The sequence below is a fragment of the Methylobacterium sp. FW102-HT35C08 genome, assembly GCF_058790235.1.
Map to the genome: position 1 here is coordinate 3,134,699 of NZ_JBYTCL010000002.1, position 21,077 is coordinate 3,155,775.

The following is a 21,077-nucleotide window of genomic DNA, read 5'->3' on the forward strand; positions in this document are numbered from 1 at the left end:
ATCGCCGAGCCGATCTGTCGAATACCCGACTGTCGGCACAACATCTCTTCGAGCCTCAGCACAGCGGCAATATTCCGGAACCCGATCGCGCAGCTTGCGGTTGAGGGTCGGATGCTCGCGTCGGGCGTCGTATCCGGAGGACGCTATGAGGCTTCGCACGAGCAGCATGCTGGCTGTCATCGCCGCTGCGGGGCTTCTCGCCGGGACCGCGATCCGCGCCCAGGCGGCCGAGGTGGGCTTCCTGGAGATGCTGTTCGGCGCACGGCCAACGCCACAACAGGCGCAGCCGGCACCGTCTCCGGCTCCGGCCTATGCGCCCTCCTACAGCCGTCGTTACACGCCGCGGCTCGGAGCCGCCCGGCGGCACTTCCAGACCCGTTACGCGGCGTTGCCGGTGCGAATCCGCGTCAAGGAAGCCGACGTCAGCCCGCGTCAGGTGTCGATCGACATGAAGGGCGGAGCCACGGCGGCTTTGCTGAAGGATGAGACGCTTCGGCCCGGCGATATCGTGGTCCTGAATTCGGGCGCCCGGGTGTTCACGGGCGAACCCGACAAGCGCCACGCGATCCGCGATTTCGAGCCCATCCAGACCTCGCGCTACGTCAGCAAGGGCACCCGGAAGGTTCTGGCCGGCCTGTTCACGCCGGTCGGCGCGACTCCGGCTCAAGCGGCGCGCCGCATGATCGCCCAATCGAGCAAGGCCGCGTCACCGGTCGCGACGCCGATTCCCGCCGAGAGAACGGCCATGCGGGTGATCAACCCGTGGCAGAGCGCTCAGTGAACGCTTGGATCGTCGCTCAGAAGAACCGTTCCTTGATCACGATCGTGTCGCCCGGGCGGACCGGGTAGGTCATCGGCACGATGCCGGACGCGAGGTTCCCGCTCGTATCGCGGGTCAGCACGGCGTAATCCCTGGCCGCCCGCGGCCCGAAACCCGCCGCAATCGCGACCGCGGTCTCCACCGTCATGCCGTTCACGAACGGATATTGGCCGGAGGTGGTGACTTCACCGAGGATGTAGAACGGCCGGTAGCTATCGACCTCCACGGTCACGTGCGGCTCGCGCACGAAGCCGGAGGCCAGCTTGGCCTCGATGGCTTTGGCGGCCTGGCCGGTCGTCTGTCCGCCGACCTGAACGGTGCCGATCAGCGGCATCGCGATCCGCCCCGCACCGTCGACCGCGTAGATGTTCGACAGATTGTCCTGCCCGAACACGATGACGCGCAACTTGTCGCCCGCGGCCAGCGTGTAGCGCGCGGCGATTGACCCGGTGCCGGTGGCATCGAGTTCATCGGTACGGAAGGTCGGGCGCAGGCAGCCGCCGAGCGCCAGAGTCGTGCCGAGTGAGAGGAGCAGAGCGCGCCGGTTCATCACCATCGCCGTCATGGATGCGGTTGCGGCGTGGTGTAGGCCGTTAAGGTTAATGAAACTTGATCAAGTCGGCGGCCTCGACCGCACTCGGCCGCAGAATCGGTGCCTTAACTCTTGAGCAACCTTAACATCCACTAATAGCGGCGGATGGCTTCGATGGCCGCCCGGCCTGCCTCCGTGTCCAGAGCGTCCGCATGTCCCGTATCCGTCAACGCTCGATCCACGTCGTTCCGGGGACCCAGCCCGGCGCGGAGGAAGGCCTAAGCCTCGCTCAGGTGCCGCGCATCCTGCGCCGCTCGATCGGATGGATCGTCGGACCAACCCTCGTGGTGGCGCTGGGGGCCAGCGTCTTCGTCAACGTGGTGAGCCCGCGCTATACCGGCGAAGCGAAGCTGCTCCTCGAAAGCCGCGATCCGGCCTTCGCTCGCACCACGCAGGAACGCGGCGAGCAGCTGGCGCCCATCGACGAGCAGGCGGTGGCGAGCCAGGTCCAAGTCGTTATGTCGCGCGACCTCGCCCGGGAGGCGATCCGCCGGCTGAAGCTGGTCGGCAATCCGGAATTCGATCCGGGCGCGGACAGCATCGGGCCGGTGAAGCGTGTCCTGATGATGCTCGGCGTCGGCGCCAACCCCCTCGACCGTCCGGCCGAAGATCGGGTGCTCGACGCCTATTTCGACCACCTCCTGGTCTACCCGGCCGGCAAGTCCCGCATCCTGACCATCGAGTTCCGGTCGAAGGATGCGAAGCTCGCGGCAGATGGCGCCAACACCATCGCCCAGCTCTACATCGGCTCGCTCGAGGCCGATAAGGTCGATACCGCCCGGTATGCCTCGACGTGGCTCGGAGGCAATATCGACGGGTTGCGCAAACGCGTGGCCGAGGCCGAGGCGAAGGTCGAGGCGTTCCGCGCCAAGAACGGCCTCGTGGGCAGCACCGGTGCGACCGGCCGGCCCCTGACGGCCCAGCAACTTGGCGAGCTTTCGAGCCAGCTCTCCGCGGCCCGGATCCTCAAGGCCGATCTCGCCGGCAAGGTGAAGGCCATCAAGGACCTGATCAAGGACGGGCGCGCCTTCGAGATCCCGGATGTCGCCAACAACGAGGTGATCCGGCGCATCGTCGAGAACCGCATCACGGTGCGCGCCCAGCTCGCTCTGGAGTCGCGCACGCTGCTGCCGGCCCATCCGCGCATCAAGGAGCTGAACGCGCAGCTCGAAGACCTCGACGCGCAGATCAAGGCGTCCGCCGAGCGCGTCGTGCGCACGATGGACAACGATGCGAAGATCGCGGGTGCCCGTGTCGAGAGCCTCCAGGCGGCCGTGGACGGCCAGCAGGAGGTTGTCGTGCGCGGCAACTCCAACGAGATCCAGCTTCGCGCCCTTGAGCGCGAGGCCAAGGCGCAGCGTGACCAGCTCGAATCCTATCTGTCGCGCTACCGCGAGGCGGCGGCGCGCGACGGCGAGAGCGCCACGCCGGCCGATGCCCGCATCGTGTCGCGGGCGGTCACCCCGGAGCTGCCGTCCTTCCCGAAGAAGCTGCCGATCATCGGCTTCGCCACGCTGCTGACCCTGATGCTCGCGGCTGGCGGCATCCTCGCCCGCGCCCTGCTGGCGGAATCCGCTCGGAACGCGGCCGAGCGCGACGCCGCTTTCGAACCGGCGGACGATCATGCGCGGCGGGAGCCGGTCCTGGAGCGCCCCGACTTCGCCTTCCCGGAGGCGATGTCGCTGGCGCGCTGGTCGGGGAAGGCGGACGGCAGCCAGGCTTCCGCCGTGCATCCGAAAGCGCCCGCTCCGCTCGCGGAAGGGTTCGACCTGGCCCCGCTGATCGGGCGGATCACGTCCGGTCCGCGGGGCGAGGAAACGCGCTCCGGGCGCTTGGTGCTGATCATGGAGACCGAGGAGACGCGCGGTGCGCACGGGCTCTCCGAGGCTCTGACCCGGGCCTTCGGCGAGGTCGGCAGCCTCGTCGCGGTCGATCTGAATATGCCGGTCGGCGCGGATCCGAAGCTCGGCTTCACCGATCTCGTCGCCGGTGAGGCCGCCTTCCTCGACGTGATCCAGGCGCGCCGCGACAGAGGTCTCCATCGCATCGAGGCCGGTCAACGCGCCATGACGGTGCTCTTCGACGAACCGGACGCCCTGGCGCTGACCTTCGAGGCCATGGCCGAGGCCTATGACTGGGTCGTCTGCCAGCTCCACGCCGCTCCGGGCGCCGTCGATCTGCTGGAGCTCGTGGCCGGCTACATGGACAGTGTGGTCATCGCCTCGAACGCCTCAGCGGAGGATCCGGCCCTGGGGGATCTCTACGCCATCGCCGAGGAGGCCGGCGCCGGGCAGATCCTGGTGGCCCAGGATCGTCCCGCAGTGCCGGAGGTGGCCAACGGGGATCCGCGGTCCGAACTGCGCCTCAACGCCGCCTAGGTGCGGCGGAGCGCGCGGGCCGCCTGAGCCGCCGTCGTCAGGCATGAGGCACGCGGGGCGGACAACGTCGAAGGCGAAGCCCTTCCCCAGACATCCACGATCGCGGTTTTCAGGACCGTCGCAGTGACCGCAGACGCTGGACAACCGCATACAGCCGCGGATCGCGCTTGATCCGGCGCTTCGTGCGCGTGAGGCTCCGCCGCGCGGCGGCGTAGGTTCTCCCGACGACGGTGACCGGTATCATCACCTCCATGAGGCTGATCGTCTCGTCGCAGATGCTGGCCTTGTATCGGGCCTCGCCGACGCCGAGATCGAAGCCCTGCCGGCCGCGCGCCGTCTGATCGCGCACCAGATGCTGCAGAAGCAGGTCGCCCGGGCTGCATCGGGCAATCTCGGGATCGGCGTCGAACGCGGTCATCATGCCGCTGAATCGCCGCTCATTCACGGCACCCCCGAAGGTCGCGAGCACCCGGCCGCTCTCGGCCAAGCACAGCGCGTGCATTTCGAGCGCCGGATCCACACCGGAAGCCGCTGCCTCGAGAAAGGCCTGGATCGACGGGTCGGCATAGGGATCGGCGATGCCCATTCCAGCGAACCGTGCCGATTTCTGGGCGTAGAACGCCGCCAGAAAGCGAGCCGCCTCCTCGGTCGTCTCGGCACGTCGATACACGATCGCGCCCTTGGTCTCGACGAGGCGTTTCTCCTTCGAGCGCAATTTCTTGCGGGCGTCGGCGCTGAACACGCGGCGGACGGTCCCCTCGGGATCCGGACCGAGCATCAGCCCGTAGGCATCGCTCGCCTCCGGCTCGCCCCAGAGCGCCAGTGGGTTGGCGACACCATCCCACATGCGCGGCTGATGCCGCAGCGCGTAGACATCGATGCCGGCTTGCCGACCGGCCTGGACCAAGGCTCCGACGATCGCGCCGTGCGGGATCGCAGCTGCGTCGCGGGTCGCGAACAGCGGCATCTGGTAGTTCGCATGGGTGTCGCCGATGGTTTGCGCCACGCAGACGCCGAGCCTGCGCCGCAGCGTCAGCGGCAGCAGGATCCGCGCCCGGCCGGCCGCGTCACGCAGGACCGCGACGCGCGCCGTGTCGAGGTGCCCGGTCCCGCGGAGATACGCGCTCGTCCAGTCGAACCGTTGGTAAGGGGTCTGGAGGCTCGCCGGATCGGTTTCGAGGCGGCGCCAGAGCGCCTCGGCCGCTGCCAGATCGGGGACGATCTCGGCGACCAGCGCGCCGCCCGTTCGCGCGTCGATCATGCCCGTTCCCGTCGCCTGGACGCCGACCGCCATGGTGCCGATCCCCTGTCGGACCGCGCGCGATCCATTGTCGAACACGGACCCTGTCCGGGCTGCGCTGAACAGGCCGTGACCTCGTGCCGCCGAAGTCCGCTTCAACTCGTGCAAGCGCCGAATAATCGGCACTTTGGCTAATAAGTCCTTCCGTCATGGACCGCGGCGCGGCGGTAATTTCAGGTTTCTTTACTGCAACGCGCCAAGGCTTCGCGGATCCGGGCCGCTCCGCCCGATCGGTTCAGGACCATGCTGTCGTCGCGTACCAAGCATCGGGTCTTCGCGACCGGGTTCCGCACCATCCAGGCCCTCGGGGCGGATCGGTGGCTGTCCTCGGCGGCCCGCGGTCTGGGCGTGATCCTGACGTTCCATCATGTCAGCCCGGACCCCGCGCCGGCCTTCGCACCCAATCGGCTGCTCGGGATCACACCCGAGTTCCTCGACCTGACCCTGCGCGAGCTCGACGCGCGCGGCTTCGACGTGATCGGCCTCGACGCCGTGCCGGAGCGTCTCGCCAAGCCTGATTACGGGCCACCCTTCGCTGTGCTGACGTTCGACGACGGTTATCGCGACAATGTCGAGCACGCCCGCCCGGTGCTCGCGCGCCACGGCGCCCCGTGGACCCTGTTCGTAACCAGCGCCTTCGCAGACCAGAGCGGCCGCCTGTGGTGGATCGAGCTGGAGCGCGCCATCGCGCGCCTCGATCACGTGCGCTTCGGCATCGGATCGCGCGCGCTGGACCTTCCGGCCCGAAGCCCGGAGGAGAAGGCGCTCGCCTTCGACGCGGTCTACCGCGATCTGCGCCGAGGCAGCGAGGCCGATCTCCTCGAACGGATCGCCGACCTCTGCAGCCGAGCCGGATTTCAGGCGGGTGGCGTGGCGTCCGAGCTGTGCCTGTCCTGGGCGGAATTGCGCGATCTGGCGCAGGATCCGGCGGTCACGATCGGGGCGCACACGGTCAGCCACCCGATGCTGGCCAAGCATGGGGCTGACACGGCCGCGCGGGAAATCGCCGACGGACGTTCCCGCATCGAAATGGAGCTGGGACGGTCCGTGCGGCACCTGTCCTTCCCGGTCGGGGATCCGGGCTCGGCCGGCCCGCGGGAATTCGCACTTGCCCGGGACATGGACTTCGCGACCGCGGTGACCACCCGTCCGGGCCACCTCTTCGCCGCGCATGCCGATCACCTGCACGCCCTGCCGCGGGTCTCGGTAAACGGGTGTCACCAGACGCGAGCGGCGCTGGCGGGTCTGTTGTCGGGTGTGCCGTTCCTGGCCTGGAATCGCGGCCGGCGCCTGAACGTCGCCTGAGGATAGCCGCTCCCGTTACCGCCGGCGTCGATGCCGGTAACCCGTGGAGAATGAGGCGTATTGCCGGCCGCGATGCGACCGGTAGCGCCGCCGGCCGGATGTGGTCGGTTCGGCCGCCTCGTCGATCTGCGGGATCGGCTCCGCCATCGCGGCCGCAGGTGTGGCTGCGGGTGTCACGGCCGGTGCCGCGGCGAAATCCGCCGAGGCGTAGCCGCCCGCCACGTTCTTGGCCGCCGGGCCGAACATCGCGAGGCACTGGTTGTAGGCGAGGTCGTTCTTCAGCCTCTCGCACTCACCGATCGACCGGGGTGTCCCCTGCGCCAGGGCCGGCAGAGGGGCGAGCAGCACGACGAAGGCAGCCAGAGGCTTGAGGCGCATGGACGAGCGGTACACGGAGGGGGAGGTCTCGGAGGCGGACCGGAAGACCTGTGGCGCCCGAGTGCGGCAAAATCGAGTTGTCCGGCTCAGCGATCCGGCCGCTCCATCCATCGGATCAGCGGCATCAGCGGGAAAATCCAGGCGATCCCCAGAATCGAGTACAGCACGGCCTGAACAACCGTCGGCGTCTCGGCAATCCGGCTGTCGGCCAGCGTCATCGCCAGAGGTCCGTAGAGGCAGACGAACGCCAGGATCGCGAGGGTGCCGATCAGGGTACGGGTGCGGCGGCGCATGGCAGGTTCCGGAAGCTCGCGACCGGCGCGGCGGCGCTGTGGCTCGACGGCTACCGTTCCGCGGTTCGGTTGGCAACGCGCCCGCTGCCGCAGGCTGCGGCGCCGCCGACGTTGCTGGCGGGGCGCGCATCCCCTAACCCGGGCGCTGCGGCCGGGGCGTCCCGGTCTCCGCAGAAGGATTTTGGATGGTCATGAGACTCGCGGGCGATCAGCGATCGGGGGCCGTGCGGACCTGGCTCTACATCGTCGCGGCTCTCGTGATCGCCATGGTGGCGGTGGGCGGCGCCACGCGGCTGACCGGGTCGGGCCTGTCGATCACCGAGTGGCGTCCCGTTACGGGCGCCATCCCGCCGCTCTCGGAGGCGGATTGGGCCGCCGAGTTCGCCAAGTACAAGGACACGCCGCAATACAACATCCTCAACCAGGGGATGGGGCTCTCCGCCTTCAAGGTGCTCTACGGCTGGGAATGGGGCCATCGCCTGCTCGGCCGGCTCATCGGCCTCGTGTTCTTCCTGCCGCTGATCGTGTTCTGGTGGCAGGGCCGGATCAGCCGTCGCCTCGGCCTCGGTCTGCTCGGCCTCGGCGTGCTCGGCGGATTGCAGGGGGCGATCGGCTGGATTATGGTTGCGTCCGGTCTCCAGCCCGGCATGACCGCGGTGGCGCCCCTCAAGCTCGCCCTGCATTTGACGACCGCGAGCCTGATTCTGGCCGGCCTCGTCTGGCTCGCGGCTGGCGAGCGCGGCGGCGTCCTGGCGCCGGCCGCGCCGCGCCTCCGCGCCGGCGCCGCGCTGCTGCCGGTCCTGTTCCTGCTGCAGATCTTCCTGGGCGGTCTCGTCGCGGGATCGCATGCGGGCCTCGTCTACAACACGTGGCCGACGATGGACGGCGCTCTGGTGCCACCGATGGACAGCCTTTTCGCCATCCGTCCGTGGATCGAGAACTTCGTCGACAATCACGCGCTGGTGCAGTTCGACCATCGAATGACGGCCTATCTCGTCATCCTGGTCGCGATCGTGCACGCGGTCGATGCCCGGTTGGCGGGCCCGGCCGGCGTTGCCCGCCGGGCGACGGGGGTCGCGGTCCTGGCGCTAGTGCAGGCCGGGCTCGGGGTCGCAACGCTCCTGCTCGCGGTGCCGCTCTGGGCGGCGCTCGCTCATCAGGTTCTGGCGATGGCGATCCTGACAATGGCGACCGTTCACGCCCGCCTCAGCCGCGGGAGCGGGCGGGTTCAGCCGGCCGCGGCCGGGCTGCCGCTCGGGTTCGAAGGACTGGCCGGGCGCGGGATCTAGGCTTTCGTGCGGCGCAGCAGAGACCTTGCGTCGCACGAGACTTTTACCCAAAGGACAGAAACTCTGGGAAAACTCCATCTCCGCATTCCGCGCATGGAACGATCAAGACTTCTCAAGCCTTAAGCTGCACGCGTTGCAGGAGGCTTCAAGATGTCTCTCGCGGAAGATGGTCGGCCACTCTCCCTGACCTGGCACTACACGCCCCGGGAGATCATGGCAGACGGCGTGATACACGGGCTCGGCGTGGTGCTCGGGCTCGCGGGCGCCGTGGCGCTGGTGGCGACGGCGGTCACGGCGCATCTCGGTCTCGGCGAGCGGGCCGCGGTCGTGGTCTACGCCACGGCCCTCGTGCTGATGCTCGGCGTCTCCGCCCTCTACAACCTGTACCCGGTCAGCCCGCGCAAGTGGCTGCTGCGCCGCGCCGACCACGCCCTGATCTACCTGATGATCGCCGGCACCTACACGCCGCTCGTCGCCCTCGTCGGATCGGGACCCCGCGCCTACGCGCTGCTGGCGATGATCTGGGCCGTGGCGCTGGTCGGGATCGTCGTGAAGCTGCTCCTTCCGGGTCGCTTCGACCGCCTCTCGATCGGGCTCTACCTGATGCTCGGCTGGAGCGGCCTGTTCGCCTACGAGTCTGTCATCGCGGCGCTTCAGCCGACGGCACTGTGGCTCCTGGCGATTGGCGGGGCTCTCTACTCGATCGGCGTGCTATTCCACGTCTGGCGGACGCTGCCATTCCAGAACGCGATCTGGCACGGCTTCGTGTTGGCTGCGACGGCGTGCCATTACGGAACCATCTGGGCCAGCCTGAACGGGATGTCTGTGACCTGAATTGACATTCGTCCGGTAGAATTCCGGTTACCCTTCCAAGGGAAAGGTCGAGGCGATCTGCTTTCCTTTAAGTTCTCATCGACATCCGGTGGAGCATCGTTCCCGGGATTGATCTTGCCGGGACCGATATCGTGGACGCCACAACGAACGACGCCCGCAGCGCTCAGCGGTACCGGATCCTGCACGTGTTCCGGGCGCCCGTCGGCGGCTTGTTCCGCCACGTCGTGGATCTCGCCCGCCTCCAGGCTGGATCGGGGCACGCCGTCGGCATCGTGTGCGATTCGACCACCGGCGGCGAGCGCGGCGCGCGTGCCCTTGCGGAGCTGATGCCCAGCCTCGAACTCGGCCTGATCCGGATCCCGATGCGGCGCAACCCGCACCTGACGGACTGGGCCTGCCTCCGGACGGTGGGCCAGCGAGCCGCAGAGGTGGGAGCCGATGTCCTGCACGGGCACGGCGCCAAGGGCGGCGCCTATGCACGGCTCGCCGCGGCCGGGTCCACGATCCGTGCCTACACCCCGCATGGCGGCAGCTACAATTACCGGCCGGGCAGCCTGCTCCATCGCCTCTACATGGGCGCCGAAGGAGTGCTCGCCCGGCGCACGGACGCCTTCCTGTTCGAGAGCGAGTACGTCGCCGGCCGGCACAGAGCCTTTGTCGGCGGACCCGAGCGCGTGACGCGAATCGTGCACAACGGCATCTCGGAGGCGGAATTCGCGCCGGTCGAACGGGTCCAGGATCCGTTCGACCTTCTGTATGTCGGCGAGCTGCGGGAGGCCAAGGGCCTGCCCTACCTGCTCGAGGCCCTGGTCCGCTTGCGTTCCGAGGGCCGGGCGCTGCGCCTGCTGCTGGTCGGCTCAGGTCCGGATGCCGAGATCCTGCGCGAGACCGTGGCGCGCCTCGGGCTCGCCGGCGCTGTCTCCTTCGAGCCTCCGCAGGCGATCCGGTCCGTGCTGGCGCGGGGCCGCATCCTGGTCGTCCCGTCCCTCGCGGAGTCGCTGCCCTACGTCGTCCTGGAGGCCGCCGCCGCGGCCCAGCCCCTCGTCGCCACGCGGGTCGGCGGCATTCCGGAAATCTTCGGTCCGGCCGCACACGACCTCGTCCCCGCCCGGGATTCGGAGGCGCTCGCGACTGGCATCCGAAGGGTGCTGGACGATTCGCCCGAGAGGCTTGCCGCCAAGGTGGGCGGGCTCAGCGCGTCGATCCGGCAGCGCTTCTCACTAGACCGGATGGGCAGCGAGGTCGTCTCCGGGTACGCGGCGGCATTCCAGGCTCGGGAAGGCCGCCGCAGCGCCAGCCGTCGCGAAATTGCCGGACCGCGGGCCGCGTGAGCCCGGTGGCGGGAACGTGATGGCCACCGCCGCACACGCCGCGACAAAGCTGCGGCGGTCGGCTCGCCCTTAAGTCTTCCGACAACGCTCCGTGCCAAGCTGCAGTTGAAGCAACCGCAGGCTGGCGCAGGGGGGAGCCCATCGATGAGCGCGTTCGACATCCGGGATCTTCTCGAAGCGACCGGGCCCTTCGAAGCCCAGCCGGCCGCCATGCGCGCGGAGGCGGTGCCGCTCGCCGAGACCTCCGCGCCGGAGGCGGCGGCGATCTCACCCGTGGTGGTCGCCGGGATCGTTCGGACGCTCGAATGCGCGCTGATCTTCGGCCTCGGCTCGCTGCTGCACCTGATGATGCTGCGCGGGCGGGTTCCCTACGGGCTGACCTATGCCGGAGCCATCGGCTTGATCGCCGTGATGACGGTTGCGCTGATCCAGGCCGCGGGCGGCTACCGGATTGCCGCCTTCCGGGCCTTCTTCAAGACCGCGATCCGGCTGATCGCCGCTTGGTCGATGACCTTCCTGATGGTTGCCGCCGGTCTGGTCCTCGCCAAGGTGGCCGACCACTACTCGCGGCTGTGGCTCGGGACCTTCTTCGCCACCGGTCTCGGTGCGCTTCTGGTCGGTCGCTTCGTCCTGTTCCAGATCATCGATGCACAGACCCGCGCCGGCCGTTTCGACCGGCGCACCGCGATCGTGGGCGGCGGCAAGCCGGCCGAGGATCTCATCGCCGCCCTGGAGACGCAGAGCGACAGCGGAATCCGCATCGTCGGGGTGTTCGACGACCGCAACACCGATCGCTCGTCGGACGTGGTGGCCGGTCATCCGAAGCTCGGCAACGTGGACGACCTCGTGGCCTACGCGCGCCATGCCCGCCTGGACCTGATCGTCTTCACCATCCCGATCACGGCCGAAGCGCGCATTCTCCAGATGCTCGCCAAGCTCTGGGTTCTGCCGATCGACATCCGCCTGTCGGCGCACGCCGCCAAGCTGCGCCTGCGTCCGCGCAGCTACTCGTATCTCGGCTCGGTGCCGGTGCTCGACGTCTTCGACAGGCCGATCGCCGACTGGGATGTGGTGGTGAAGGCGCTGTTCGATCGCGGCGTCGGCCTGCTGATGCTGCTCGCCCTGTCGCCGATCATGCTGGCCGTTGCGCTCGCCGTCCGCCTGACCTCGCGCGGTCCGGTCCTGTTCCGGCAGAAGCGTCACGGCTTCAACAACGAGCTGATCGAAGTCTACAAGTTCCGCTCGATGTACGTCGATCAGTGCGATGCTGGTGCGGCCAAGATGGTCACCAAGGGTGATCCGCGCGTGACGCCGGTCGGCCGCTTCATCCGCAAGACCTCGCTCGACGAGCTGCCGCAGCTGTTCAACGTGCTGAAGGGCGATCTCTCCCTGGTCGGCCCCCGGCCTCACGCCCTGCAGGCGAAGGCGGCCAACACCCTGTACGACCAGGTCGTCGACGGCTATTTCGCCCGGCACAAGGTCAAGCCCGGCATCACCGGCTGGGCGCAGATCAACGGCTGGCGGGGCGAGACCGACACGTCCGAGAAGCTGCAACGGCGCGTCGAGCACGATCTCTATTACATCGAGAACTGGTCGGTCCTGCTGGACCTCCAGATTCTGCTGACGACGCCGTTCGCGCTGCTCAAGACCGAGAACGCGTACTGAGCGTAAAGGCGGCCGGCGTCCGCGAGACACCGGCCACCCCGCGCCGCCTACGGCAGGGCGCCGGCCTTCTCCTTGGCCTTCATGATCGTGTCGCGGCAGCCCTGAGCGTCACCGGACTTGTCCTGCTGACGGGCCTGGGCGACCAGCTTCTTGGCCTCCTCGACGCCCGAGGCGGTCGGCTTCACGTCGGCGTCCGACTTGGTGAGGGCCGGCGGCTTGTCGAGGGCCTTCGGAGAATTCGACGAGGTCGGGCCGCCGGGCGGCGTCGTGCCCGTCACGGAGGCTGCACCGGCACTGTCGAGCCGCCGCTGCAGGGTGTCGACCTCGTCGGAGCACGGGGTCGCCAGGGCCGGTGTGGCTGCGGCGAGGGCCAGGGCTGCGAGGGCGAATCTGATCATCATTGAGGCGTTTCTCCACTGCACCTGAGCACGACCGGCTCCGGTTGCCCGCGACGACGCGGGCCGCCACGTCCGGTTGCGACTACCCTGGAGACGCCGGGCGCATCGGGCCGTTCCTGAGACAGGAGGCCGCACCGCGCCATCAGAAACGAAAGCGGGCGCCCTCGCGCGGCCTGGAGGCCGCCGGGAACGCCCGCATCAAGTCGTGCCGTTCGTCAGTACTTGCGGATGATCGGCTCCGGCGACATCGGCACCGGGTCGGCGCCGAACGCGTAGCGGACGCCGGCGTAGATTGAGAACGGCTGTGCCAGGGTCGTGGTCCGCGGATCGCTGATCCGCAGGTTCCCGGCCACCGGGCCCGGCTCCGCGAAGGTGCCGAACGTCGCGTAGCGGTTGTTGGTCAGGTTGGTGATCAGCCCGAAGACCTCGAGGTTCTTCGTCACCTGATACTTCGTCTGCAGGTTCAGCGTGTAGTAGGCGGGAAGCTTGCGGTTCAGGTTCGACTCGTCGCCGCGGAAGTAGGACGAGGAGAAGGCCTGGAGATAGAGGCCGAGCTGCCAGTCGGGTGTGATGAAGTAGTCGAAGCCGGCCTTGATCTGGTGCGCCGGCACCAGCGGCACGATGTTGCCCTTGCGCACCTGGATGGCGCCGTCATCCGCGAGCGGGTTGTTGGGCGACGACAGGGTGCCGTTGAACTGGAAGGTGGCGTCGACCAGCGCGTAGTTGGCGTAGACCCGCAGGTAATCGGCCGTGTACTCGCTGCCGACCTCGATCCCCTGCCGCTGCGTCGAGGGCACGTTGACGAAATAGGCGCGCGCCGTATTGCCGGGCGTGGCGAGCGACAGGATGTCGTTGCTGAGATCCGTGCGGAACGCACCGATCTTGTAGGTGATGACGCCGCCGTCATAGGTGTTCGGCAGCTGGCCCCGGAAGCCGACCTCGTAGGTCCGCGCCGTCACCTGCTTCAGCGGCGGATCGGCAACCAGCGAGTTCGGCAGGAGGCACGGCCGGTCCGGGTTGGCGCAAGCCAGTTCCAGCGGTGTCGGGGCACGGTTCGACTCCGAGTAGCTGCCGTAGAGATTCAGCGCGTCGAAGAAGCGGTAGGTCAGGCCGGCGACCGGGTTGATCTTGTTGAAGTAGTGCGTGCCGGTCACGTCCGGCGAGAAACCGGTGAGATCCTCGCTCTGGATGCGCGCGAAGTTGAGGCGCGCCCCGGCCGTCAACGACAGCCGGTCGGTCACGTCGAGCGTATCGAGGGTGTAGAGGCCCATATAGAGGTTCGAGCCGTTGACCGAGCTCGGCGCGATGCCGAGGGCACCAGCGGTCCGCAATTGCGGCGTGCCGAGCCCCGGGATGTTGCCGTAATAGGGGTTGCTCGGGTTGGTGGTGATCGACAGGTCGGGGTTGATGACCCCAAGAGTGCTGGACGACTTGAACGAGTAGTTCGCGGTGTCGATGCTGCCGCCGACTACGAAGGTGTTGGGCAGGCCGAACACTTGGTCGCGGTTCGAGGCCTGCAGGGAGCCGCCGAAGCCTGTGGCCTGGGTTTGGGTCGTGTCCAGGGTGCCGTAGGGGATGTTGGCCCGGAACGGGATGCGCTGGTTCTGCTGGCCGAGGATCAGGAATTGGTTGCGGAACGCGAGCTGCGACTGGCCGGCCGATGGGCTGAACCCATCATCCTCGAAGCAGAGATTGCCGCGGAAGCTGGAACGCGTGCTGCAATTCTCGAAGTTGCCGTCGTTGCCATCCACGTAGGTCTGGCTGAAGCGGCGGAAATAGGCGTTTCCGGCGAGATCCCAGGTCGGCGAGATATCGACACGGCCGGTGAGCTGGAGCGAGCCGACCTCTGTCGTGGTGGTCTGCGGGAAGGTGAAGATCGCCCGCGGGTCGCGATGGGTGAAGTCCACCGGCGTTGCGGCGGCGGCGCCGAAGAAGCTGCGTGCGGCCAAGCCGATCAGGTGGAACTCCGAATCCTGCGAGCGGTAGCCGAGATCCGCGTAGAGCCGGCCGATCGTACTCGGGCTCTCGTAGCGCCAGCCGCGGTCGTTCAGCCCGTCGCCGGTGAAATACACGCTCCAGTTGTCGACCACCTTGCCATATTGCAGGTAGCCGGCGGTGCGGGCATCGGAGCCGCCCCAGGCGGCGATCTCGGTACCCTGCCAGGTGAAGCCGTTCTTCATCTGGATGTTGACCGCGCCACCCAGCGCGTTGAGGCCGAAGACCGGGTTGCCGGTGACGACGTCGATCCGCTGGATCGCCTGCTGCGGGATCAGATCGAAATTGACGACGTCGCCGAAGGCCTCGTTGATGCGCACGCCGTTCTGGTAGACGGCGAGCCCCTGCGGCACGCCCTGCACCGGCGAGGCCGTGAAGCCGCGATAGGTCACGTCCACGCGGTTGTTGTTGCCCTGCGAGTCGGAGATGTTGATGCCGGGCGTGCGCCGGGCCAGCGTCGTGACGAGGTTGCTGCTGGCCTGATCGATGGCGAGGTCGCTCGCCGTCACCGATTCCACCGTGCTGGGAATCTTGTAGAGGGGCTGCTCGCTGCCGCGCAGGCGGGTCAGGCCGGTCGGCGGCACGGATCCGAGCGGCGGCACCGGGCCGGGACCGTTGAAAGTCTGCGCCTGGCTCGAGCTGCCGCCACCGGAGCCCACCGGCGTCGTGGACACCACGCTGATCTCACCCAGTGTCACCGATTGCTGAGCCTGCGCGGTCCCCGAGAGGACCGTTCCAGCGACAATCGACGCAGACGCGACCAAGCTGCTCCGCAACGCGCGAAGTGACATTCCCAACCCCCGTGGCCCAAGACCCATGCTCGTTCTCGACGAGCTTGTGGTCCCTCATGCCGAGTGGCGGAGAGCTGCACAATTGTTCGTGAACCGCGATCGCGCTGTTTTCGCCGCATTTCACGCGCCGGGACGTGGATGCCGAAGCGACGTGATCAAACCGCAACAGTTTCTTGAGCGCAATCAAGCACTTAAGGAAATTTCGGCAAGCGCCTCGGGATGATGTGGCAAGAGTTTCGCGCGACGGGAGAAGGGATTCAGAGCCGTGCCTGAATCATCCGTGCGATCTCGCCGAGCCGTTGCTCAAGGAGCTGCGGAACCTCGCAGACATAGGTGAGCGACTGGCTGCGCTCCTGAAATATGCGCCGGTCCCAGGCGAACTTCGTCTCCAGCTCCGACTGATCCTTCGGAAGCTCCGTCGCATCGGATGCGCTCGGTGCGTCCTTGACCTGGCTGATCTTGTCGGCCTCGTCGCGGATCCGCTCCGCCATCCGGCGCTGGCCCTGGGCGTAGCGGGCTATGCCGCCGACGACCTTGTCGCGCTCGCCGTTGATCACCTCGAACACGCCCGCATAGACGCGGGTCAGGGCCTTGTCCTTGGCGTCCTTGTCGGTGCCGAACTTGCCGGCGAACTCATCGAGGAGCGGTCCGACCTGCGGAAGATCGGTGCGCCGTGAGGCGATCTTCTGGGCGAGCACCGCAGCATCGTTGTCGCTGCCCCAATCGCCGGCCGCGGCGATGTCCGGGCCCGTCCAGAACTGGCCGGGGCTCAGGGTGGCGACCTTGCGCTGGACACAGGGCCAGTCGGGATCTTGGCGCGGCTGCGCCAGCGCCGGTCCGGCGAGGAGGCTCAGCCCGAGCGCGCTGCCCAGGATGCGGGAGACAAGACGGTTCATCGGAACGGGCTCCATCAGGGGGTCTCGCCGGCCGGGCCACCGCGCCGGGCCATGATGCCGCGGCCGGGATCGTAGGCGACGACGGCGGCGCCGAAGAAGGCGAGCGTCACGCCGACCACGACGGCGCAGGCGACCGGCTCGAACTGGACGTAGAGGGCGTAGCGGACGAGCTGCACCGCGTGGCTGAATGGGTTCAGCTCGCAGATCCAGTACAGCGTCTCCGAGGATTCCCGGATCCGCCACAAGGGGTAGAGGGCCGAGGAGGCGAAGAACATCGGGAAGATCACGAAGTTCATCACGCTGGCGAAGTTCTCGAGCTGGCGCACCAGCGAGGACAGGAACAGCCCGATCGCCCCGAGCATCAGGCCCGAGGCCAGGAATGCCGGCAGCGCCGTCAGGTAGCCGAGCGGTGGGATGTCGGTCTCCCAGAAGTAGGCCACCGCCAGGAACGCATAGGCCTGCACGACGGACACGGCCACGCCCGCGATCAGCTTGGCGAGCAGCAGCAGCCAGCGCGGATAGGGCGAGGTCAGCAGCACCTTCATCGACCCCACCTCGCGGTCGTAGACCATCGAGAGCGACGATTGCATGCCGTTGAAGAGCTGGATCATCACCGCCAGCCCGGGCACCACGTAGACTTCGTAGAGCACGTAGGTCTGGTACGGCGGCTCGATGGAGACACCCAGCGTATTGCGGAAGCCCGCCGCAAAGATGAACAGCCAGACGAGCGGGCGGACCAGCGCCGAGAAGAACCGCTCCTTCTGATTGAAGAAACGCAGCAATTCCCGGCGGACGATCCCGCCGAGGCAGATCAGGTACCCGACCGCGTCGAGCCGCCCGATCCGCTGCTGCGCACCGCGTGCCGTGACGGCGGCAGGGGCGGACGAGACCTGTATCGGCGCGCTCATGCCGCAGCCCTCCCCGGCTCGGCCACGAGGCGGCGGAAGGCATCGGCCAGGGACTCGCCCGGGCTGCCGATGTCCCCGGCCCGGCCGCGGGCGATGATCCGGCCCCGGTGCAGCACGACGGCGTCGTCCTGGGGCGCGATCTCCTCGAAGATATGGGTCGCCCAGAGGACTGACAGCCCCTCCTCCCGCACCAGCGCGCGCACGATCGCCACGATGTCGGCGCGGGATTCGAGGTCGAGCCCGACGGTCGGCTCATCGAGGAGCAGCAGATCCGGGCGATGGATCAGCGAGCGGGCGATCTCGATGCGTCGCGACTGGCCGCCCGACAGGGTGCGGACCTTGTCGTGCCGCCGATCCGCGAGGCCGACCCGGTCGAGCAACGCCCCGACACGCGCCTTCCCGGCGCCGCGGGCAATGCCATGGAGGCTCGCGTGGTACAGCAGATTCTGCTCGACGGTGAGGTCGGTGTCGAGGGTGCGTGCCTGGAACACGACGCCGAGCCGGGCGAGCGCCCGCGAGGGCTCCCGGTCGAGGGCATGGCCGAAGATCGCCACCCGGCCGGTCTGGTTGTTGTAGAGCCGGGTGATCACCGAGAACAACGTCGTCTTGCCGGCGCCGTTCGGTCCGAGCAGGACGGCGAAGTGCCCGCGCCCGACCGTAATCGAGACGTCGTCGAGCGCCGCCCGAGTTCCGAACCGGTGGCCGACATGGTCGACCTGGAGGGCAGCCGCCTCCGCCATGCTCATCGGCCGAGCACCTTTCTGGCGTCGGCGACCGCGTCGAGGCACTCGTCGAACTCGCCCTCCTTCTGCTCCCGCTCGGCGACCCGCAAGGCCTTCTTGAGCTTCGGCACTGCGGATTCGGGCGGATTCAGTGCGAGCGCGTCGCGGATCATCGTGATGCCTTCGGCGCAGGAAGAGGCGTCGTCGGCCGCGAGGACCGGACCGGCGGCGAGCAGGCAGGCGGCGAGCAGGAGGATGCGCATCATTTCACCGTCAGCGTGCCGGTCATGCCCTTGGCTTCCAGGCCGTGCACCGACCACGTGTAGGTGCCGGGCTTGATCGCGACGAACTCGATGGCGATCTCGCCGGGATCGTCGAATTCCAGGTGGTCGGGCGGGCCGCCGCCGTGGATCTCCTTGTGCTCAATCACGATCTGGTTGAACCAGATGTATCGGAAGAACTCCGGCGCGTAGAATTTGTATTCCTGGCGGCCCTTGGCGACGATGCGCAGCCGGTAGGCCTTGCCGGATTCGAGCGTGAGGTCCTTGTTCTCGACGACGAAGTCGTTGCCCTGATCATCACCCAGGACGAGGTCGGGCAGATTCTCCCGCTTCTTGGTAAGGTCCAGCGCCAGCGCCGGACCGGCCGCGAGCAGCCCCGCCAGGGCGAGGGCTGCCGTTCGAAACATCCGCGTCATGTCGCTTCCTACCCTTGGGCGCCACGCCGGGTGCCCTGTTCGCTTCGGATCCCGAATCCGCGCCGGATCAGTTCGGCGAGATCGCCACGCCCCAGGGCAGCAGGCCGACCGGGATGCTCTTGACCACCTTCTCGGCGGCGACGTCGATCACCGAGACGTCGTTGGAGGTCCCGTTCGTGGTGAAGAGCTGCTTCTGGTCCGGCGTGAAGGCGAGCTGCCAGACGCGCTGGCCGACCGGCAGGTACTTCTCGACCTCGTAGGACTTCGCGTCGATGACCGCGACCCGGTTGGCCGGGCCGAGCGCCACAAAGGCTTTCGTTCCGTCCTTCGTGATCCGGATGCCGACGGGCTGGATCGCCTCGTCGTTCACGCTCGGGATCTTGAAGCTGATCTTCTTGATCACCCGGCGCTGGGCCACATCGATCACGCTTACCGTGCCGCCGACCTCCGCCGACACCCACAGGAACTTGCCGTCGGCGGTGAACTCGGCGAAGCGCGGCCGGGCATCGACCAGCACATTGTCGATGACCTGGAAGGTCTTGGTGTCGATAAAATGGGCCATGTTGGTCGTCTCGGAGGTGTTGACCAGGATCTTCCCGTCCGGCGACAGGCCCATTCCCTCGGGCTCGACGCCGACCGGCACCTCGGCCAGGACCTTGTTTTTCTCGATGTCGATGATGGTGACTTGGCTGTCGTCCTCGTTGGCGACGTAAAGCGGGTTGCCGGACGCATCGAGGATGAACTGCTCCGGATCCGGGCCTGAGCGCAGGGAGCGTACCACCTTGCCGGAACTCGTATCGAGCACGTCGATGCGGTCGTCGTCGCTCGCGCAGACGAACAGCTCCTTGCCGTCCTTCGACACGGTCACGCCCCGCGGGCGGCGCCCGACCTTCCAGGTCGCCGTCACCGTCATCGTGTTCGTGTCGATGACGCTGACCGAGTTGCCCTTCTCGTTGGTAACGTAGGCGGTGAAGGCGGCGGCCGGCCCGCACAGGGCGAGCCACGCTCCGAGGGCGCACACACTCAGGCCTGCCTCGACGCGGCGGTTCATACCATTCCCTTCCCTTGCGACTTCCCGGCGTCCTCGAAGGACGTTCTCGGAGGACAATTGTAGTGCGATTTCCGCGCGTTGCGAGAGCGCCGGCCGCTCACCAACGCCGCAGGCGGAGGCCTCACTTGAACTTGCAGGTGGTTTCCGGAAGATCCACCCCGAGCGTGTCGAGCGGGGTGCGCTGATGCAGGAAGCCCTGCTCGGGGGCCACCGAGACCAGCGCCTTCGGCTGCACCACAATGATCGCCTGCCGGAGCTGGTGGTCCCAGGGCCGGAAGCTGAGCGGCACGCCCTTGTAGGCGGGCAGCGTGAAGGCGGGATCGGCGAGATACGGCCCGATCACCGCCGGATCGTTGGTCTTCTTGGCTGTCACGGCCTCGCCGACGGTCCGCACCGCGGCCCAGACCTGGTAGTCCAGCGGGCGCATCAGGCGTCCGGCGAGCCGTCGGAACCGGTTCTGCGCCTGGGCGGCCCCCCAGGTCTCCAGCACGGGCGACCAGGTCGTGGGCGTCAGCGCCTGCGTGCCGCCGACCGGGCGCGGATCGACGGTGCGGTAGGGCACGTAGTCGCCCCAGTCGCCCTCCTCGTCGGCCACGATGGCCAGGTCGTAGTCGAGCCCCCGGGTGAAGACCATCGCCTCGGCCCGGGTCGGGGTATCGCCCCGCGCCTTGGCCAGCGGTCCGAAGGTCCAGGGCTTCTCGGCCGTGATCTTGAGCGCGAACTTCCGGGCCGAGTTGCGAACCGCGTCGGCATAGGCCTTGTCGGCGTCGGTCGGGCCGACGATCAGGAAGATCTTCCGCCAGCGCATGACCGTCAGGTATTGCGCCAGCGCGTCGGTTAGCATCGCCCGCGATGGGAGGATGTGGAACACGTTGGCCCGGCAATCGGCCCCGCGGAGGCGATCGTCCGCGGCCCCGGCGTTCAGCACTACGGCGCCGGTCTCCTTGACGGCATCCGCCACCGCCAGCACCGCGTCGGCGGGCAGAGCCAGAACGAGGTAGCGCGCGCCCTTGGCGACCAGCTCCTTGGCCGCCGCGACGGGATCCGGCTTGTCATCGGTCAGCGCGATCTCGTCGAGCGCGTAGGTCTGCTTGGTGAAGCGGCCGGTCGTGTTGTTGTCGGCGATGCCCATCTTGGCGCCCGCCAAGCCCTCGTCCTCCGGCGCCGCCTCGGCGTCGTAGGAGGACGGTGCGGGCTGCGGCCGATAGATCAGGCCGATATGGGTGTCGATCGATTCTGGGGCGGGTTGCTGGGCCTGCGCCGAGAGCGGCAACAGCGCCAGCGCCGCAAGCCCGGCGCGCAGCCAGACCGGGAACGCCTGACGGAGGACAGCGGTGTCGGGTGCAGGATCTTGCATATGCGCGGCCTCTAACAGCTTCCGCTCCGACCGCTCAACCGCGGCCTGTCGTCCCGACGTTCACGTTCCCGTCGTGG

General features: G+C 68.1%; 20 protein-coding genes. 7 read left to right on the plus strand and 13 right to left on the minus strand.

Annotated features, from left to right (window positions below; translation table 11 throughout):
- Positions 1–145: 145 nt before the first annotated feature.
- Positions 146–781 (plus strand): hypothetical protein, encoded by a 636-nt coding sequence (locus AC3WSN_RS14950; RefSeq protein WP_492538935.1) that lies wholly within the window; start codon positions 146–148, stop codon positions 779–781.
- 16 nt (positions 782–797) lie between these two features.
- Here the strand turns inward: AC3WSN_RS14950 and AC3WSN_RS14955 are convergent, their stop codons facing one another.
- On the minus strand, positions 798–1,376 hold the full coding sequence (locus AC3WSN_RS14955; RefSeq protein WP_192707826.1) for a polysaccharide biosynthesis/export family protein: 579 nt from the start codon (positions 1,374–1,376) through the stop codon (positions 798–800).
- A 188-nt stretch (positions 1,377–1,564) separates the two neighbouring features.
- Between AC3WSN_RS14955 and AC3WSN_RS14960 the strand changes: the two genes are divergently transcribed.
- Positions 1,565–3,790, plus strand: a complete 2,226-nt coding sequence (locus AC3WSN_RS14960; protein WP_492538936.1) for a GumC family protein — start codon at positions 1,565–1,567, stop codon at positions 3,788–3,790.
- Positions 3,791–3,899: 109 nt separating this feature from the next.
- On the opposite strand, the gene AC3WSN_RS14965 is transcribed toward AC3WSN_RS14960, so the two are convergent.
- Positions 3,900–5,084, minus strand: coding sequence for a GNAT family N-acetyltransferase (locus AC3WSN_RS14965; protein WP_492543122.1), 1,185 nt, complete (start codon positions 5,082–5,084; stop codon positions 3,900–3,902).
- A 249-nt stretch (positions 5,085–5,333) separates the two neighbouring features.
- Between AC3WSN_RS14965 and AC3WSN_RS14970 the strand changes: the two genes are divergently transcribed.
- A complete protein-coding gene (locus tag AC3WSN_RS14970) occupies positions 5,334–6,395 on the plus strand; it encodes a polysaccharide deacetylase family protein (protein WP_492538938.1) in 1,062 nt (353 codons plus the stop codon).
- A gap of 15 nt (positions 6,396–6,410) precedes the next feature.
- Here AC3WSN_RS14970 and AC3WSN_RS14975 read toward each other — a convergent pair whose 3' ends face one another.
- Together AC3WSN_RS14975 and AC3WSN_RS14980 are read right to left on the minus strand one after the other, a co-directional pair.
- On the minus strand, positions 6,411–6,773 hold the full coding sequence (locus AC3WSN_RS14975; RefSeq protein WP_492543124.1) for a hypothetical protein: 363 nt from the start codon (positions 6,771–6,773) through the stop codon (positions 6,411–6,413).
- A gap of 86 nt (positions 6,774–6,859) precedes the next feature.
- On the minus strand, positions 6,860–7,066 hold the full coding sequence (locus tag AC3WSN_RS14980; protein WP_492538940.1) for a DUF2842 domain-containing protein: 207 nt from the start codon (positions 7,064–7,066) through the stop codon (positions 6,860–6,862).
- Positions 7,067–7,251: 185 nt separating this feature from the next.
- Here AC3WSN_RS14980 and AC3WSN_RS14985 point away from each other — a divergent pair, with 185 nt between their 5' ends.
- The 4 genes from AC3WSN_RS14985 to AC3WSN_RS15000 all read left to right on the plus strand — a co-directional run bounded on the left by AC3WSN_RS14985 (position 7,252) and on the right by AC3WSN_RS15000 (position 12,185).
- A complete protein-coding gene (locus AC3WSN_RS14985) occupies positions 7,252–8,355 on the plus strand; it encodes a COX15/CtaA family protein (protein WP_492538942.1) in 1,104 nt (367 codons plus the stop codon).
- A gap of 150 nt (positions 8,356–8,505) precedes the next feature.
- Entirely contained in the window at positions 8,506–9,189 is a 684-nt protein-coding gene (trhA, locus tag AC3WSN_RS14990; protein ID WP_238195243.1) for a PAQR family membrane homeostasis protein TrhA, read from the plus strand.
- 131 nt (positions 9,190–9,320) lie between these two features.
- Positions 9,321–10,520 (plus strand): glycosyltransferase family 4 protein, encoded by a 1,200-nt coding sequence (locus AC3WSN_RS14995; protein WP_492538944.1) that lies wholly within the window; start codon positions 9,321–9,323, stop codon positions 10,518–10,520.
- Positions 10,521–10,664: 144 nt separating this feature from the next.
- The gene (locus AC3WSN_RS15000; protein ID WP_492538946.1) at positions 10,665–12,185 is read left to right on the plus strand and encodes an undecaprenyl-phosphate glucose phosphotransferase; all 1,521 of its coding nucleotides are present in this window, start codon (positions 10,665–10,667) and stop codon (positions 12,183–12,185) included.
- Between the two features lie 47 nt (positions 12,186–12,232).
- Here AC3WSN_RS15000 and AC3WSN_RS15005 read toward each other — a convergent pair whose 3' ends face one another.
- The 9 genes from AC3WSN_RS15005 to AC3WSN_RS15045 all read right to left on the minus strand — a co-directional run bounded on the left by AC3WSN_RS15005 (position 12,233) and on the right by AC3WSN_RS15045 (position 21,000).
- The gene (locus AC3WSN_RS15005; RefSeq protein WP_192707756.1) at positions 12,233–12,586 is read right to left on the minus strand and encodes a hypothetical protein; all 354 of its coding nucleotides are present in this window, start codon (positions 12,584–12,586) and stop codon (positions 12,233–12,235) included.
- 212 nt (positions 12,587–12,798) lie between these two features.
- Complete coding sequence (locus tag AC3WSN_RS15010; protein WP_492538949.1) at positions 12,799–15,369, minus strand: TonB-dependent receptor; 2,571 nt, start codon at positions 15,367–15,369, stop codon at positions 12,799–12,801.
- Positions 15,370–15,626: 257 nt separating this feature from the next.
- On the minus strand, positions 15,627–16,265 hold the full coding sequence (locus AC3WSN_RS15015; protein WP_192707754.1) for a hypothetical protein: 639 nt from the start codon (positions 16,263–16,265) through the stop codon (positions 15,627–15,629).
- Between the two features lie 14 nt (positions 16,266–16,279).
- A complete protein-coding gene (locus tag AC3WSN_RS15020; protein WP_210331662.1) occupies positions 16,280–17,173 on the minus strand; it encodes an ABC transporter permease in 894 nt (297 codons plus the stop codon).
- Positions 17,170–17,919, minus strand: a complete 750-nt coding sequence (locus AC3WSN_RS15025; RefSeq protein ID WP_192707753.1) for an ABC transporter ATP-binding protein — start codon at positions 17,917–17,919, stop codon at positions 17,170–17,172. Before AC3WSN_RS15025 ends, AC3WSN_RS15020 begins: the two co-directional genes overlap by 4 nt.
- On the minus strand, positions 17,916–18,158 hold the full coding sequence (locus AC3WSN_RS15030; RefSeq protein WP_192707823.1) for a hypothetical protein: 243 nt from the start codon (positions 18,156–18,158) through the stop codon (positions 17,916–17,918). Before AC3WSN_RS15030 ends, AC3WSN_RS15025 begins: the two co-directional genes overlap by 4 nt.
- Entirely contained in the window at positions 18,158–18,592 is a 435-nt protein-coding gene (locus AC3WSN_RS15035; RefSeq protein WP_192707752.1) for a cupredoxin domain-containing protein, read from the minus strand. Before AC3WSN_RS15035 ends, AC3WSN_RS15030 begins: the two co-directional genes overlap by 1 nt.
- A 67-nt stretch (positions 18,593–18,659) precedes the next feature.
- Positions 18,660–19,643: a YVTN family beta-propeller repeat protein gene (locus tag AC3WSN_RS15040; RefSeq protein WP_492538951.1), complete on the minus strand. Its 984-nt coding sequence runs from the start codon at positions 19,641–19,643 to the stop codon at positions 18,660–18,662.
- 121 nt (positions 19,644–19,764) lie between these two features.
- Positions 19,765–21,000: an ABC transporter substrate-binding protein gene (locus AC3WSN_RS15045; protein WP_192707750.1), complete on the minus strand. Its 1,236-nt coding sequence runs from the start codon at positions 20,998–21,000 to the stop codon at positions 19,765–19,767.
- Positions 21,001–21,077 lie beyond the last annotated feature (77 nt).